A 14,415-nucleotide genomic window follows, 5' to 3' on the forward strand; every position below is an offset into this window, starting at 1 on the left:
GCGGGAGGAACACCCCCGGAGCGACGCCGCCGGCTCAGCCGCGGGTGACCAGGCCCTCGGACACCAGCCAGTCCAGCGCGACCTCGGCCGGGTCCTCGCCGCCGACGTCGACCCGCCCGTTGAGCTCGATCATCACCTCGTCGGTGAGCCGCGGCGTGATCTCGGCGAAGACGTCGGCGATCTCCGGGTACTCCTCGAGGGTCTCGGTGAGCACGATCGGGGAGATGTTGTAGGCCGGGAAGTAGCCGAGGTCGTCCTCCAGGACGGTGAGGTCGAGCGAGGCGATCCGGCCGTCGGTGGTGAACACCTCGCCGAAGTTGCAGCTCTCGCCCTCGTCGGTGGCCGTGTAGACCGCGCCGGTGTCCAGGATGCTGATGTTGTCCCGGGGCACGCCCTGCGGGTCGCCCAGCGGGATGCCGTAGGCCTCGAGCATCGGCTCGAAGCCGTCGACCCGGGTGGCGAACTCCGACTCCAGGCAGAAGGTGCGCTCCTCGACCGGCAGCGCGGCGATGTCGGAGAGGGTGGCCACCCCGCCGAGCTCGTCGACGGCCTCGCTGCGCACCGCGAAGGCGTAGGTGTTGTTGGCCTCGGCGGGCGGGAGCCAGGTGATGCCGTTCTCGGCGTCGGCGTCCCGCACCGCCGCCCACTGCGCGTCCTCGTCGGGGATGCCCTCCCCCATGCCCAGGTAGTTGATCCAGCCGGTGCCGGTGTACTCCCACTGCATGTCGGTCTCGCCCTCGAGCATCGCCGCCCGCGCGGGCGCCGCACCGGGGATGCCGCTGCGGTCGGTGACGTCGAAGCCGGCCACCTGCAGGGCGATCACGGCGATCTTGCCGAGGATCAGCTGCTCGGTGAAGTTCTTGGCCCCGACCGTGATCGGCGCGCCCTCGACCGACCCGATCGGCTCGATCTCGCCCGCCGCGGCGTCCGGGGTGAACGTGCTCGCGCTCTGCAGACCGCAGCCGGTCATCAGCAGGGTGGCGGCCGCCAGGACGGCGGCGGACCTGCGGGGGGAACCCATCACAAACCCTTCGGTCGGGCGACGTGCTCGACGACCCGGCCGAGCCAGTCGATGGCCAGCGCCAGCAGCGCGACGAGAGCGGCGCCGCTGATCAGCAGGGAGTTCAGCGACAGCGTGATGCCGGTGTTGATCAGCACGCCGAGGCCACCCCCGCCGATGAAGGTCGCCAGCGTGGCGGTGCCGACCAGCAGGACCAGGGCCGTCCGGGCACCGGCCAGGATCACCGGCACGGCGAGCGGCAGCTCGACCCGGCGCAGGACGGCGAACCCGCTCATGCCCATGCCCCGGCCGGCCTCGACCAGGCGGGCGTCGACGCCCTGCAGCCCCACCATCGTGTTCCGCAGGACCGGGAGCGCCGAGTACAGCACCAGCGCGAGGACCGTCGTCCAGAACCCGAAGTCGAGCCAGATGGCCAGGAGCACGAACAGCCCGATCGCGGGTGCGGCCTGACCGACGTTCGCGATCCCGATCACCGCCGGGGTGAGCCGGCGCAGGGCGGGGCGGGTGAGCGCGATGCCCAGCGGGATCGCGACGGCCAGGACGATGGCGGCCGCGACGACGGTCAGCGCGAGGTGGCGCAGGGTGCTGTCCCAGAGCGTGGCCGCACCCAGCTGACGGGCCTCGGTGTCGCTGAGGGTGACGGTGGACCGCCACAGCACGAAGGCGAGCACGCCCAGCGCGACGAGCGCGGGCTGGACGAGAAGCGCCCGCCAGCCACCGCGTCCGCCGGTCGCGTCGCGGCGGGGGCCGGACTCGTCGCGGGCGTCCTCGGCCGCGCTCTGCTCGGTCCGCGGCCCGGGCGTGAGGGCGGTCATCCGGCGGTCTCCTGGCGGGTCCGCTGGATGGCCTCCATGATCGCCTCGATGGAGACGACGCCGGCCATGCCGTCCCGGCGGCCGAGCACGACCACGCCTCCCTGGCTGGCGGCGAGCATGGTGTCCAGCGCGTCGTTGAGGGTGGCGCCCAGCCCGACCACGGGCAGCCGCTCGTCGACCGTGGGCGGCACCGTGCTCATCCGGCTCACCTCGGCCAGCGTCGGCCAGCTGATCGGCCGGCCGCGCTTGTCCAGGACGACGACGAAGTCGTCCCCGGCCGCGCGGGCGCGGGCCACGGCCTCGGCCGCGTCGTCGCCCACCGACGCCGTCGTCACCTGCCGCAGCTCCAGGCTGTTGACCCGGGTGAGGGTGAGCTGCTTGAGGGTGGCCCCGGCGCCGACGAAGTCGGCGACGTACTCCTCGGCCGGCTCGGCGAGGATCGCCTCGGGGGTGTCGTACTGCACGATGCGGGCGCCGACGTCGAAGATCACGATCTTGTCGCCGAGCTTCACCGCCTCGTCGAAGTCGTGGGTGACGAAGACGATCGTCTTGCCCAGCTCCAGCTGGATCCGGATGAGCTCGTCCTGCAGCCGCTGGCGGGTGATCGGGTCGACCGCGCCGAACGGCTCGTCCATGAGCAGCACCGGCGGGTCGGCGGCCAGTGCCCGGGCGACGCCGACCCGCTGCTGCTGCCCGCCGGAGAGCTCCTTGGGGTAGCGGTCGCGGTAGACGTCCGGGTCGAGGCCCACCAGGTCGAGCAGCTCGTCGATCCGCTCGGTGACCCGCTGCTTCTCCCAGCCGAGCATCCGCGGGACCATGCCCACGTTGGTGCCGACGGTCATGTGCGGGAACAGCCCACCGGCCTGGATGACGTAGCCGATCCGGCGGCGCAGCTGGTCGGGGTCCTGGCTGGTGACGTCCTCGTCGCCGAGGTGGATCCGGCCGTCGCTGGGCTCGATGAGCCGGTTGATCATCTTCAGCAGGGTGGTCTTCCCGCAGCCGGAGGGGCCGACGAACATGACCGTCTCGCCGGCGGCGATGTCCAGCGAGACCGAGTCGACGGCGGGCCGGTCCTGGCCGGAGTAGCGCTTGGTGACGCCCTCCAGCCGGATGGGTACCCCGCTGACCTTGCGCTCGGGGGCGGCGGGGGTCGACGGCGCGGGCAGGGTGTCAGACACGGATACCCCTCGGGGTGGTCAGGCGCCCCAGCAGGAGCAGCAGCAGGTCGAGGACGAGGGCGAGCAGGACGATCGCGATCGTCCCGGTGAGTGCGGAGTTGACCGAGTTGGCGCCACCGAGGCGGGCCAGCCCGGTGAAGATGAAGCCGCCGAGGCCGGGGCCGAGCACGTAGGCCGCGATGGCCGCGATGCCCATGACCATCTGGGTGGAGACGCGGACGCCGGCCAGGATCACCGGCCAGGCCAGCGGCAGCTCCACCCGGAGCAGGGTCGCCATGCGGCTCATCCCCATGCCGCGCGCGGACTCGATCAGCGCCCGGTCGACGCCGGCCAGGCCCACGACGGCGTTGCGCAGCACCGGCAGCGCCGCGTAGAAGGTCACCGCGATCACCGCCGGCGTGATGCCGAAGCCGAACGGGGCCAGCAGGAAGCCCAGCAGGGCGAAGGCCGGGATGGTCAGCCCCACGGCCGAGACCGCGTTGGCCACCGAGGTCGCCAGGGCGCTCCGGTAGACCAGCGCCGCCAGGACCAGCGCGATCAGCGTGCCCAGCACGACGCACTGCACGACCAGGCTGACGTGCTGGAACGCCTGGTAGGCGATCTGGCCGCGGCGGTCGACCACGAAGTCCCACATGGGGCCGCACCTCTCCGGGCCCACGCCGGGCCCTGTCTGGTCGTCGCCCGGCCCTGCGGCACCGCCACCGGTCTCCGGCGGCCGGCCCGCGGCGACCTCGAACCGGGCCCACGACGTGCGGGGATCGACGTTGGCACAGCCGTCCGGGCCCGTCAAAGCGCGGTCACGGTTGCGTGACGATCTGCGCGGAGGCCACCCGCGGGGCCCCGTCCGCGGGCCGTCGAGGGGCCCCACCCGCGCCACGCCGGCCGACCTCGCGGGGCCGGAAGCGGGGCCACGCGTCATCCTGGCACCGGATGAGCCAGATCTGGGTGCTCCTGCACCGTCCTCCCGTGCAGCGCGGCATCCGCGCCGCCGTCGCGGCCGGCCTCGCGTGGCAGGTGGCGATCATGCTGCCGCCGCTGCTGTCGGAGTACGCGTACTACGCCCCGCTGGGGGCGGTCATCGCCGTCCACCCCACCGTCGCCGACTCGGCGAGCGCGGCCTGGCGGAGCGTCCTCGCGATGCTCATGGGCTTCGCCCTGGCCTACGCGGTGTACGAGCTGACGCGGCAGGTGCCGAACGCGCTCACCATCGCCCTCATCGTGGCCCTGGCCATCGCCGTCGAGCAGTGGCGCAGGCTGCTGCGGGACCAGGCGAGCTGGGTCAGCTTCGCCGCGGTCCTCATGATCACCGTCGGCGCCGGGGCGCCGGGGCCCTATGTCCTGCGGTACGCCGGGCTGACCCTCGTCGGCGCCGCCATCGGCGTGCTGGTCACGCTCGTCCTCTTCCCGCCGCTGCAGCTCACCCAGGCCGTCGAGCACATCGCCCGCACCCGCGCCCTGCTCGCCGCCCACCTGCGCGACGTCGCCGACGACCTCCGCGAGGGGCTGGTGCCCGACCCGGACGCCTGGCCGGAGCGCAACCGGCTGCTCAACCGGCAGCTGGACCGCATGCGGGCCGCCGAGACGCAGGTCGAGCGGGCCCGCCGGGCCAATCCGCGCGCCCGTCGCTGGCAGGGCCGGGCGGGGGAGATCCGGGCGGAGTCCCGGGCCATCGACCGCGTCGCCGTCCTGGTCGACGACCTCTCGACGCTGCTGGCCGAGTTCCACCCCGGACGCCGGGGCGTCGACTCCGCCGGCGCGGGCACGGGCTGGCTCCTCGCCGAGGCGCTCGACAGCCTCGCCGGGATCGTGAGCTCCGCGGACGAGGGGTCGGCGGCCCGCCGCGAGGAGGAGATGCGGCGGGCGGCCACCGCGCTGGACCGGCTGGTGATCCTGCTGCGCAGCACCACGGTCTCCGCCGACGAGGGGTTCTTCGCCCTCGGCGCGGTGGCCGTCGGCGTCCGGCGGAGCCTCGCGGCGCTCGAGGCCCACCACCGGCAGCAGGCCAGCGCGCTCACACCCGGATGAGCAGCTCGCCGTGCAGCATGCCCAGCCAGCCGTCGTCGGCCTCGGCCCACCGCAGCCACGCCGCGGCGAGGCCGTCCAGCTCCGCCGCGGTGGCCAGCCCGGAGCCGACCGCCTGCTCGGCGAACGCCGACGCCGTCGCCCGGCCGGCCCACGACCGGCCCCACCACTGCCGGTCGGCCGGCGAGGCGAAGCAGTACGTGCTCGCGGTCGCCGTCGTGCCGCGCAGCCCCGCGGCGTGCGCCCAGCTCAGCAGCCGGCGGCCGGCGTCGGGCTCGGCACCGTTCCGCCGCGCGACCTGCCCGTACAGCTCCAGCCAGCGGTCCAGGCCCGCGTCGGCGGGGAACCACGTGGTGGCGGCGTAGTCGACGTCGCGCACGGCGACCACCCCGCCGGGCCGGCACACGCGGGCCATCTCGCGCAGCGCGGCGACCGGGTCGGTCAGGTGCTGCAGCACCTGGTGGGCGTGCACGACGTCGAACGAGTCATCGGGCAGGTCGAGGGCGTAGCCGTCCCCGACCGCGAACGTCACCGCCACCCCGGCCCGCTCGGCGGCCGCCCGGGCCTCGTCGAGCGGATCGGCGGAGACGTCGAGCCCGAGCACCCGGCCGGGGGCGACCCGGGCGGCGAGATCGACGGTGATGGTGCCCGGCCCGCAGCCGACGTCGAGCAGGTCCAGCCCCGGGAGCAGCGACGGGAGCAGGTAGGCCGCCGAGTTCTCCGCCGTCCGCCAGCGGTGCGACTGCAGGACCGGCTCGGCGTGGCCGTGCGTGTAGGTGTCCACGGCGACAGTCCTACTCCGTCGTCCCATTCTTCGGAACACTGCTCTCAGCTGATGGGATGGCCTCGGACTGGGGGTCGCGTTCGCGCTGTGCGGGTCCTGCAGAACCCGCAGAGCACGAGCAACGCCCCGGGAGCACGGGGAACCCGGGTCAGCGTTCCTCGGCGAGCACCTGCTCGGCGACGGGGACGGCGCGCTCGCGGTCGGCGGGCACCAGCCCGATGCGGGTGCGCCGGTCGAGCAGGTCGGCGACGGTCCGCGCCCCCTCGTGCCGGACGGCGAACCGCAGCTCCCCCACCGTCTCGGGCCGGTCGGCCACCACCAGGGCCGGCCCGAGCGCCTCGACGGCGGGCGCCTCTGTGCCGTAGCGGGCGACCAGCCGCTCCGGCGCGGCGACCCGCTCCAGCGCCCGCCGCGGCGCCGCGCCCACCAGCGGCAGCCGGGCCGTGACCGAGCGCGCCGCTCCCCGGCCGAGCCGGGCCACCGCCGCGTCGACGGCCTGCTCCGCCATGGCCCGGTAGGTGGTCAGCTTCCCGCCGACGACGGAGAGGACCGGTCCGTCCCAGGCGAGCAGGTGCTTCCGGGAGAGGTCGGCGGTGGAGCCGCCCGGGCCCGCCTGCGGCAGCACCAGCGGCCGGTAGCCGGCGTAGGCACCGACCAGGTCGGCGCGGCTCAGCGGTGTGGTGAGCACCTGGTTCACCGTGTCGAGCAGCTGCGCCACCTCGGCGGCGGAGGGCTGCGCGTCGTCGTCGGGCACCGGGCCCTCCACCGGCTCGTCGGTGAGGCCGAGGTACGTGCGCCCGTCGGGCTGGGGCAGCGCGAAGACGTAGCGCGACCGCGATCCCGGCAGCGGCACGGTGAGCGCGGCGGACGGCGAGCCGAGCCGCGCCGAGGGCAGCACCAGGTGCGAGCCGCGCGAGGGCACCAGCCGGAGCCGGGGCGCCAGCCGCTGCGCCCACACCCCGGCCGCGTTGACGACCACGCCGGCCCGCAGCGCGATCCGGGCGCCGTCGACCTCGGCGTGCACCTCGGCGCCGTCGACGGCGGTGACCGTCGCGCCGGTCAGCACCCGCGCGCCGAAGGCGGCCGCCGTCCGGGCGAGGGCGACGACGAGCCGGGCGTCGTCGGTCAGCTGCCCGTCCCAGAAGACGACGCCGCCGCCTCCGGCCCGCACCGCCGGGACCAGCCGGCCGACGTCGGAGGCCGGCACCCGCCGGGTGGCCGGCAGCGCCCCCCGGCCGCCGGGCACCGACCGCCGCACCGCGTCGCCGAGCCGGCCGCCCAGCCCGGCCAGGGCGGTGACGTCCCGGCCGGCCGCGTCGGGCACCAGGAAGGGCAGCGGGCGCACCAGGTGCGGCGCGGTGGCGCCCATGAGGACGGCGCGCTCGCGGGCGCTCTCCCGCGCCAGGCCGAGCTCCCCGTGCGCCAGGTAGCGCAGCCCGCCGTGCACCAGCTTCGACGACCACCGGCTGGTGCCCGCGGCGAGGTCCGTGCGCTCCAGCAGCACCACCGACAGCCCGCGGGCGGCCGCGTCGAGGGCCACGCCGGCGCCGGTCACCCCGCCGCCGACGACGACCACGTCGACCGCCGAGCCGGGCAGCGTCTCCAGGTCGCGGGCCCGGCGCCCGGGAGACAGGGAGCCGGTCACCTGGCTGTCCCTCGCTGCGGCACCGGCAGACTGTAGCCGTGCCCGAGCAGCCGGAACTGACGATCCAGGGCTGGGGTCCACCCCCCGCCGGAACCGACCCCGCAGCCGGTCCGGACGGCGCCCTGCCCAAGGCCGCGCGCCGCTACCTCGCCCGCGAGCTGGGCTGGACCCCGCGGCCCACGCCCCCCGTCCCAGTGGCGGAGATCCGGCTCGGGCCGTCCCGACTGCCCGGATCCGCGCGGGCGGCGCTCGCCGAGCTGCTGGGCGAGGAGCACGTGCTCACCGACCGGGAGTCCCGGCTGCGCCACGCGGGCGGGAAGAGCTACCTGGACCTGCTCCGCCGGCGGTCCGGTGACGCCTCCGACGCCCCCGACGCCGTCGTCCGGCCCGGCAGCACGGAGGAGACCGCCGCGCTGCTGGCCCGGTGCAGCACCGAGGGCGTCGTCGTCGTGCCCTTCGGCGGCGGCACCAGCGTCGTCGGCGGGCTCGCCGGGGTGGACCCCGACGACCGGCCGACCGTCGCCGTCGACCTCTCCCGCATGGCGTCGGTGCAGGCCCTCGACGTCCCGTCGTCCCTGGTCAGCGTGGGCCCGGGGATGCGCGGCCCGGCGCTGGAGGAGGCGCTGGGCCGGGAGGGCCTGACATTCGGCCACCTGCCGCAGAGCTGGGAGTTCGCGACCGTGGGCGGCTACGCGGCCACCCGGTCGGCGGGGCAGTCATCCACCGGGGTGGGCCGGTTCGACGAGCTGGTCGCCGGCCTGACGCTGGCGACGCCGTCCGGGGTGCTCGAGCTCGGCCACCCGCCGGCGTCGGCCGCCGGCCCCGACCTGCTCGGGCTGGCGCTCGGCTCGGAGGGGACGCTCGGGATCATCACCGAGGTCCGGCTCCGGGTGCGGCCCAAGCCCGCGGCGAGCTCCTACGAGGGCTGGTCGTTCCGCACCTGGGCCACCGGCCTGGCCGCCCTGCAGCGGCTGGCCCGCCACGACCTGCTGCCCAACGTCGTCCGGCTCTCCGACGCAGACGAGACCCGCGCCAACCTGCTCATGGCCGCCGGCGCCGGCGCCAAGGCGCTGCGCGGCTCGCTGCGCGCCCGGGGGCGTGGGGAGGGCTGCATGCTGGTGCTCGGCTGGGAGGGCCTGCCCGACCTGGTGCGCGCCCGCAGGCGGGCCGCGGCGTCCGTGCTGCGGGACGGCGGGGCGGTCCGGCTGGGCCGCCGGGTCGGCGACTCCTGGCGCAGGCACCGGTTCGGCGCCCCGTACCTGCGCGACCGGCTGATGGACGGCGGCCTGCTGGTGGAGACGCTGGAGACGGCGGCCACCTGGACCGCGCTGCCCACCGTCTACGACGCCACCCGCCGGGCGCTGCGCGAGTCGCTGACCCGGAACGGGCGCCCGCCCCTGGTGCTCAGCCACCTCTCGCACGGCTACGCCACCGGCGGCTCGCTCTACCTCACCGTGATCGCCGACCGGGACGACGCCCTGCCCATCCAGCAGTGGCTCACCGCGAAGCGCGCCGCGACCGACGCCCTGCTCGCCGCGGGCGGCACGCTGACCCACCACCACGCCGTCGGCGCCGACCACCGGCCCTGGCTGGAGCAGGAGATCGGGCCGCTCGGCGTCGACGTGCTGCGGGCGGTGAAGCAGCAGCTGGACCCGAACGGCATCTGCAACCCCGGCGTCCTGCTCCCCGACTGAGTAGCCGCCGGCGCATCTCGCCGCCGACCTCACCCCGCGGTCGCCGTCCTCGCGTTGCAACGTGCGGACGGCGATCCGGAGGTGAGGTCCGTGCCGCCCGAAACGGCCTGGCGCCGCGCTCAGGCGGTGGTGGCGATGCCGCCGTCGACGGGGATGACCGCGCCGGTGACGTAGGCGCCGGCCCGCGAGGAGAGGTAGACGACGACGCCGGCCATGTCGTCGGGGCGGCCGATCCGGCCCAGCGGCGACTTCGCGGCGATCTCGGCGCCGAAGGCGTCCAGGGTCGCGGCCATCATCTTCGACTCGAACGGGCCGGGGGCGACGGCGTTGACGGTGATGCCCCTGGGCCCCAGCTCCTTGGCCAGCACCCGCGTGAGCTGGTGCAGCCCGGCCTTGCTGGCGGCGTAGGAGTAGGTGGGCATCGGGTTGACGTGCAGGCCGTCGATGCTGCCGACGTTCACGATGCGCGCCGGGTCGCCCTCGGTCGCCGCGGCCTGCAGCTTGGGCAGGAACGCGCGGGTGAGGAAGAACGGCGACTTCAGGTTCAGGTCGAGCAGCTTGTCCCACGCCGACTCGGGGAAGGTCTCCAGCGGCTCGCCCCAGGTGGCGCCGGCGTTGTTCACCAGAACGTGCACCCGCTCCTCGTGCCGGCCCACCTCCTCGGCGAGCCGGACGCACTCGGCCTCGGTGGAGAGGTCGGCCGGGATGGAGACGGCGGTGCCGAACTCGGCGAGCTCCGCGACGGCGGCGTCCCCGGCCTCGGCCTTGCGCGAGCTGAGGTAGACCTTCGCCCCCGCCTGCAGCAGCCCCCGGGCCATCATCAGGCCGATGCCGCGGGTGCCGCCGGTGACCACGGCCACCTTGCCGGTCAGGTCGAACAGGTCCACGGATACCTCCGGTTCGCGGTCGCGGCCCCCTCGTCGGCACCGCTCCCGGCACCCTAACGAGGGGTTCCGTCGGGCGGCCCCGTGGTCGGGTGTGCCAGCCTGGCCCGCGTGACCGATCCCGCCGCCGCCCCGGGCGCCACCAGTGAGGTCGGCCCCCTGCGCACCGTGCTGCTGCACCGCCCCGGCCCCGAGCTGCGGCGGCTCACGCCGCGGAACAACGACCAGCTGCTGTTCGACGGCGTCCCCTGGGTGGCCCGCGCGCAGGAGGAGCACGACGCGTTCGCCCAGGCGCTCGCCGACCGCGGGGTCGAGGTGCTGCACCTGGCGACGCTCCTGGCCGAGATCCTCGAGCAGCCGGCCGCCCGCACCGAGCTGATCGCCGCCGCCGTCGACGACCCCCGGCTGGGCGCCACCCTGCAGCGCGACGCCACCCGCCACCTGTCCGGCCTCGCCGCGCCCGACCTGGCATCGGCGCTGATCGCGGGGCTCGCCCACGACGAGCTCCGCGGCTCCGGGCTGGCGTACCAGCTCATGGACCGCGCCGACTTCGTCGTCCCGCCGCTGCCGAACCTGCTGTTCACCCGCGACTCGTCGGTGTGGATCGCCGACCAGGTGGCGGTAACCTCACTGGCCATGCCCGCCCGGCACCGGGAGAGCACGATCACCGCGGCCGTCTACGCCCACCACCCGCGTTTCGCCGGCGCCGAGCAGCTCTACGGGGCCGACCTGGAGCACCTCGAGGGCGGCGACGTGCTGCTGCTGGCCGAGGGCGTGGTCGCGGTCGGCGTGGGCGAGCGGACCACCCCTGGCGGTGCCGAGCGGCTGGCCCGCCGGGTGTTCGGCCGCGGGCTGGCGCACACCGTGCTGGTCGTCCCCATCGCGCAGGAGCGGGCGACGATGCACCTGGACACCATCGCCACGATGGTCGACGTCGACGCCATGGTCATGTACCCGGCGGTGGCCGACTCGCTGACCGCCTGGACGGTCCGCGCACCCGAGGGTTCCTCCCCCGAGGACGCCGACACCACCGACCTCGCCGTCACCGGGCCGCAGCCGTTCGTGGTCGCGGCCGCGGCCGCGATGGGGATCGACAAGCTGCGCGTCATCGACACCGGGCTCGACCCGGTCACCGCCGAGCGCGAGCAGTGGGACGACGGCAACAACACCCTCGCGCTGGCCCCGCGGCTGGCGGTCGCCTACGAGCGGAACACGGTCACCAACGCCGCGCTGGAGGCAGCCGGCATCGAGGTGGTCCGGATCGCCGGCTCCGAGCTGGGCAGCGGCCGGGGCGGCCCCCGCTGCATGTCCTGCCCGGTCGCCCGCGCTCCGCTCTGACCCGGGGGTGTGACGGCCGGGGGACTTTTCGCCCGGGAGGGCCACGGCGGTGATCACGGTCACTACGCTGCGGGCTTCCGCGCCGGACCCGGCGCACGGGGAGAGGACGGCGCGGTGGCAGGCACCGAGACGACCGGGCGCACCGGCCGGATCGCACGGATCGGCGGCGGCCTCGTCGGCTACCTGATCTTCGTCGAGTTCACCAGCGGCGTGCTCCAGGGCTACTACGTCCCGCTGCTCACCGACATCGCCCGCTACCTCGACGTCAACGACGCCGACATCAACTGGCTCGAGGCGGCCCAGCTCATGCTGTCGGCCATCGCGGTGCCGGTGCTGGCCAAGCTGGGCGACCTCTACGGGCACCGGCGGGTGCTGCTCGGGTCCGCCGTGGTCGTGGCGGTCTCCACCGTGGTGCTGGCCTTCGCGAACAGCTTCCCCCTGTTCCTGATCGCCTGGGCGCTGCAGGGCATGTACGTGGTCTGGCTGCCGCTGCAGGTCGCGCTGATCTGGGACCGCTCCCGCCGCACCCCCGGCGCGGCGGGCCAGACCCGGCGGGCCACCGGGCTCATCGTCGCGGCGCTGCAGGCCGGCGCGATCGTCGGCGCGCTCGCCGGCGGGCAGATCGGGCAGAGCCTGGGCGATGCCTTCTGGTTCGTGCTGATCGCCCCGCTGCTGCTCGTGGTCGGGGTCTGCGTCGTCGTCGCGCTGCGCGTGCCGGAGAGCGAGGACCGCACCGGCGGCAGCATCGACGCCACCGGCGCGGCGCTGCTCAGCCTGGTGCTGCTCGTCATCACCGGGGGCCTGAGCTTCGTCCGGCTCAACGAGGAGGCGCTGTGGCCCTGGGCGGTCACCGCCGCGGGCCTGCTGCTGCTGGTCCCCTTCGTCCGGTACGAGCTGCGCCAGGACGACCCGCTGGTCGACTTCCGGGTGCTGGCCAGCAAGGCCATGTGGCCGGTCCAGCTGACCGCCGGCCTGTTCGGCGTCAGCGTGCTCGGCGCCCAGGGCCCGCTGTCGACGTTCGCGCGCACCGATCCCGACGTCTACGGCTACGGGCTGGGCCTGACCACCAGCCAGGTCTCCATCGTCATCGGCGCCTACGTCGTCTCCATGCTGGTCGGCGCCAGCCAGTTCTCCCGCGTCAGCCGGCTGACCACGCCGCGGCGCACGCTGATCGGGGCGGCGACCCTCACCGGCACCGGCTACCTGCTCCTGGTGCCCTTCCACGACACGCTCGCCCAGATGCTGGCCTGCATCGCGGTCGCCGGCCTCGGGTCCGGCGCGCTCGTCGCGGCGCTGCCGGCCGCCGCGGCCGCCGCCGCGCCGGTCGGCCGCACGGCGGTGGCCACCGGCCTGACCAACACCACCAAGGTGCTCGGCGGATCGTTCGCCTCCGCGGCCTTCGCGATCGCGCTGGCCTCGGGCGCCCCGCTGCTCACCGACGGGACGGTGGGCACCGCCGGCTCGCTGTCGGGCTACATCACCGTCTGGGTGGTCTGCGGGACGACGGCGCTGCTGGCGGCCCTGGCGCTGCTCGTCGTCCCCAAGCTCGCCTTCGCCGACCCGTCCGCCGTCGACCCCGCCGAGGAGTTCCGCGCATGAGGCGCACGATCGCCCTCGCCGCCGCCGCGGCGGCCACCACGGCCGCCCGCCGGGTGGCCAGGTTCCGCCCGGACGACCGCCCGGTCGAGCCGGTGGACCTCACCGGCCTGGACGCCGACGCCGCGGCCGGCCGGCTGGCCGAGCTGATCCGCATCCCGACCGTCTCCTCCCGCGACCGGAGCCAGGTCGATCCGGCGGTCTTCGAGCGCTACCGCGCGTGCCTCGCGGAGCTGTATCCCCGCACCCACGCGGCGCTGGACCGCGAGCAGCTCGGCGACGGCGCGCTGCTCTACCGCTGGCGCGGCACCACCGACGAGCCACCGCTGGTGCTGATGGCGCACCAGGACGTCGTGCCGGTGGAGGGCCAGGAGTGGAGCCGCGACCCGTTCTCCGGCGTCATCGCGGACGGCCACGTGCACGGCCGCGGCGCGATCGACGACAAGGGCTCGATGGTCGCGATCCTGGAGGCGGTCGAGGCGCTGGTGGCCGACGGCTTCACCCCCCGGCGCGACGTCTACCTCTCCTTCGGCGACGACGAGGAGGTGGCCGGCGTCGGCGCGCGGCTGGCCGTGCAGGCGTTCACCGACCGGGGGATCACCCCCTGGGCCGTCATCGACGAGGGCGGCGCCGTGGTGAGCGGGATGTTCCCCGGCGTGCCGGGGCAGGTCGCCGTCGTCGGCCTGGCGGAGAAGGGTCTGCTGGACGTCGAGCTGGTGACCACCGACCCGGGCGGGCACGCCTCCGCGCCCGTCCGCGGCGGCGCCCCCGCGCGGCTGGCGAAGGCGATCCTCGCCGTCGAGGACGACCCGTTCCCCGCCCGGCTGCACGACGTCGTCCTCGGCATGGTCGACGCCATCGGCCGGCGCGCCCCGCTCGGCTACCGGGCCCTGTTCGCGCACGCCGCCCAGCTCCGGCCGGTGCTGGCGCAGGTGCTCGCGCGGGCCGGCCGGGAGGCCGGCGCCATGGTGCGGACGACGGTCGCGGTGACCCGGCTCGAGGGCAGCCGGGCCGGGAACGTGCTGGCCACCCGCGCGATGGCGCACCTGAACATCCGGATCGCCCTGGGCGAGACGGTGCAGTCGACGGTGGACCGGCTGCGCCGGGTGATCGGCGACCCGTCGGTGGAGCTGCGGGTGGTGTCGGGCAACGACCCCTCACCGGTGTCGCGCACCGACAACGAGGCGTTCGCCCGGATCAGCGCGGCCGCGCGGGCCGCCTACCCCGACGCCACCGTGGCGCCGTACGTGATGGTGCAGGCCAGCGACGCCCGGCACTTCAGCCAGATCTGCGACAGCGTCTACCGGTTCATGCCCTTCGACCTGAGCCGGGAGGAGCTGGCCACCCTGCACGCGGCCGACGAGCGCATCTCGGTCGCCGCCCTGCACCGTGGCGCGGGCTTCTTCCGGCACCTGATCCGCTCGCTCTGAGGAGTGTT

12 protein-coding genes are annotated in these 14,415 nt (G+C 75.3%); 5 read left to right on the forward strand and 7 right to left on the reverse strand.

Annotated features, from left to right (window positions below):
• Nucleotides 1–34: 34 nt before the first annotated feature.
• The 4 genes from BD833_RS19060 to BD833_RS19075 are packed head-to-tail and all read right to left on the reverse strand — an operon-like array spanning nucleotide 35 to nucleotide 3,648.
• Nucleotides 35–1,021 (reverse strand): glycine betaine ABC transporter substrate-binding protein, encoded by a 987-nt coding sequence (locus BD833_RS19060; protein WP_166534735.1) that lies wholly within the window; start codon nucleotides 1,019–1,021, stop codon nucleotides 35–37.
• Nucleotides 1,021–1,836, reverse strand: coding sequence for an ABC transporter permease (locus tag BD833_RS19065; protein WP_166534736.1), 816 nt, complete (start codon nucleotides 1,834–1,836; stop codon nucleotides 1,021–1,023). The genes BD833_RS19060 and BD833_RS19065 overlap by 1 nt, the downstream gene beginning before the upstream one ends.
• A complete protein-coding gene (locus BD833_RS19070; protein WP_166534737.1) occupies nucleotides 1,833–3,014 on the reverse strand; it encodes an ABC transporter ATP-binding protein in 1,182 nt (393 codons plus the stop codon). Before BD833_RS19070 ends, BD833_RS19065 begins: the two co-directional genes overlap by 4 nt.
• Nucleotides 3,007–3,648, reverse strand: a complete 642-nt coding sequence (locus BD833_RS19075) for an ABC transporter permease (protein WP_166534738.1) — start codon at nucleotides 3,646–3,648, stop codon at nucleotides 3,007–3,009. Before BD833_RS19075 ends, BD833_RS19070 begins: the two co-directional genes overlap by 8 nt.
• A 296-nt stretch (nucleotides 3,649–3,944) precedes the next feature.
• Between BD833_RS19075 and BD833_RS19080 the strand changes: the two genes are divergently transcribed.
• Nucleotides 3,945–5,039: an FUSC family protein gene (locus BD833_RS19080; RefSeq protein ID WP_166534739.1), complete on the forward strand. Its 1,095-nt coding sequence runs from the start codon at nucleotides 3,945–3,947 to the stop codon at nucleotides 5,037–5,039.
• Here the strand turns inward: BD833_RS19080 and BD833_RS19085 are convergent.
• Nucleotides 5,026–5,820, reverse strand: a complete 795-nt coding sequence (locus BD833_RS19085) for a methyltransferase domain-containing protein (protein WP_243737805.1) — start codon at nucleotides 5,818–5,820, stop codon at nucleotides 5,026–5,028. The two genes, BD833_RS19080 and BD833_RS19085, sit on opposite strands and share 14 nt — an antisense overlap.
• 148 nt (nucleotides 5,821–5,968) lie before the next feature.
• Complete coding sequence (locus BD833_RS19090; protein WP_166534741.1) at nucleotides 5,969–7,465, reverse strand: glycerol-3-phosphate dehydrogenase/oxidase; 1,497 nt, start codon at nucleotides 7,463–7,465, stop codon at nucleotides 5,969–5,971.
• Nucleotides 7,466–7,503: 38 nt separating this feature from the next.
• Here BD833_RS19090 and BD833_RS19095 point away from each other — a divergent pair, with 38 nt between their 5' ends.
• On the forward strand, nucleotides 7,504–9,159 hold the full coding sequence (locus tag BD833_RS19095) for an FAD-binding oxidoreductase (protein WP_166534742.1): 1,656 nt from the start codon (nucleotides 7,504–7,506) through the stop codon (nucleotides 9,157–9,159).
• 119 nt (nucleotides 9,160–9,278) lie between these two features.
• On the opposite strand, the gene BD833_RS19100 is transcribed toward BD833_RS19095, so the two are convergent.
• Nucleotides 9,279–10,046: an SDR family oxidoreductase gene (locus BD833_RS19100; RefSeq protein ID WP_166534743.1), complete on the reverse strand. Its 768-nt coding sequence runs from the start codon at nucleotides 10,044–10,046 to the stop codon at nucleotides 9,279–9,281.
• A 108-nt stretch (nucleotides 10,047–10,154) separates the two neighbouring features.
• Here BD833_RS19100 and BD833_RS19105 point away from each other — a divergent pair, with 108 nt between their 5' ends.
• The 3 genes from BD833_RS19105 to BD833_RS19115 all read left to right on the forward strand — a co-directional run bounded on the left by BD833_RS19105 (nucleotide 10,155) and on the right by BD833_RS19115 (nucleotide 14,407).
• Nucleotides 10,155–11,381 carry an arginine deiminase gene (locus tag BD833_RS19105; RefSeq protein WP_166534744.1) on the forward strand — a complete coding sequence of 409 codons (1,227 nt, stop codon included), beginning with the start codon at nucleotides 10,155–10,157 and terminating at the stop codon, nucleotides 11,379–11,381.
• A gap of 114 nt (nucleotides 11,382–11,495) precedes the next feature.
• Nucleotides 11,496–12,980, forward strand: a complete 1,485-nt coding sequence (locus BD833_RS19110) for an MFS transporter (protein WP_166534745.1) — start codon at nucleotides 11,496–11,498, stop codon at nucleotides 12,978–12,980.
• The gene (locus BD833_RS19115; protein WP_166534746.1) at nucleotides 12,977–14,407 is read left to right on the forward strand and encodes a M20/M25/M40 family metallo-hydrolase; all 1,431 of its coding nucleotides are present in this window, start codon (nucleotides 12,977–12,979) and stop codon (nucleotides 14,405–14,407) included. The genes BD833_RS19110 and BD833_RS19115 overlap by 4 nt, the downstream gene beginning before the upstream one ends.
• Nucleotides 14,408–14,415: the final 8 nt, after the last annotated feature.

The sequence above is a fragment of the Blastococcus xanthinilyticus genome, assembly GCF_008124835.1.
In the GTDB taxonomy this organism is placed as follows: Bacteria; Actinomycetota; Actinomycetes; order Mycobacteriales; family Geodermatophilaceae; genus Blastococcus; species Blastococcus xanthinilyticus.

Excerpts from the sequence above, each read along its gene's own strand:
- BD833_RS19075 (WP_166534738.1), bottom strand. The coding sequence starts at position 3,648 with ATGTGGGACTTCGTGGTCGACCGCCGCGGCCAGATCGCCTACCAGGCG.
- BD833_RS19080 (WP_166534739.1), top strand. The coding sequence starts at position 3,945 with ATGAGCCAGATCTGGGTGCTCCTGCACCGTCCTCCCGTGCAGCGCGGC.
- BD833_RS19065 (WP_166534736.1), bottom strand. The coding sequence starts at position 1,836 with ATGACCGCCCTCACGCCCGGGCCGCGGACCGAGCAGAGCGCGGCCGAG.
- BD833_RS19115 (WP_166534746.1), top strand. The coding sequence starts at position 12,977 with ATGAGGCGCACGATCGCCCTCGCCGCCGCCGCGGCGGCCACCACGGCC.
- BD833_RS19060 (WP_166534735.1), bottom strand. The coding sequence starts at position 1,021 with ATGGGTTCCCCCCGCAGGTCCGCCGCCGTCCTGGCGGCCGCCACCCTG.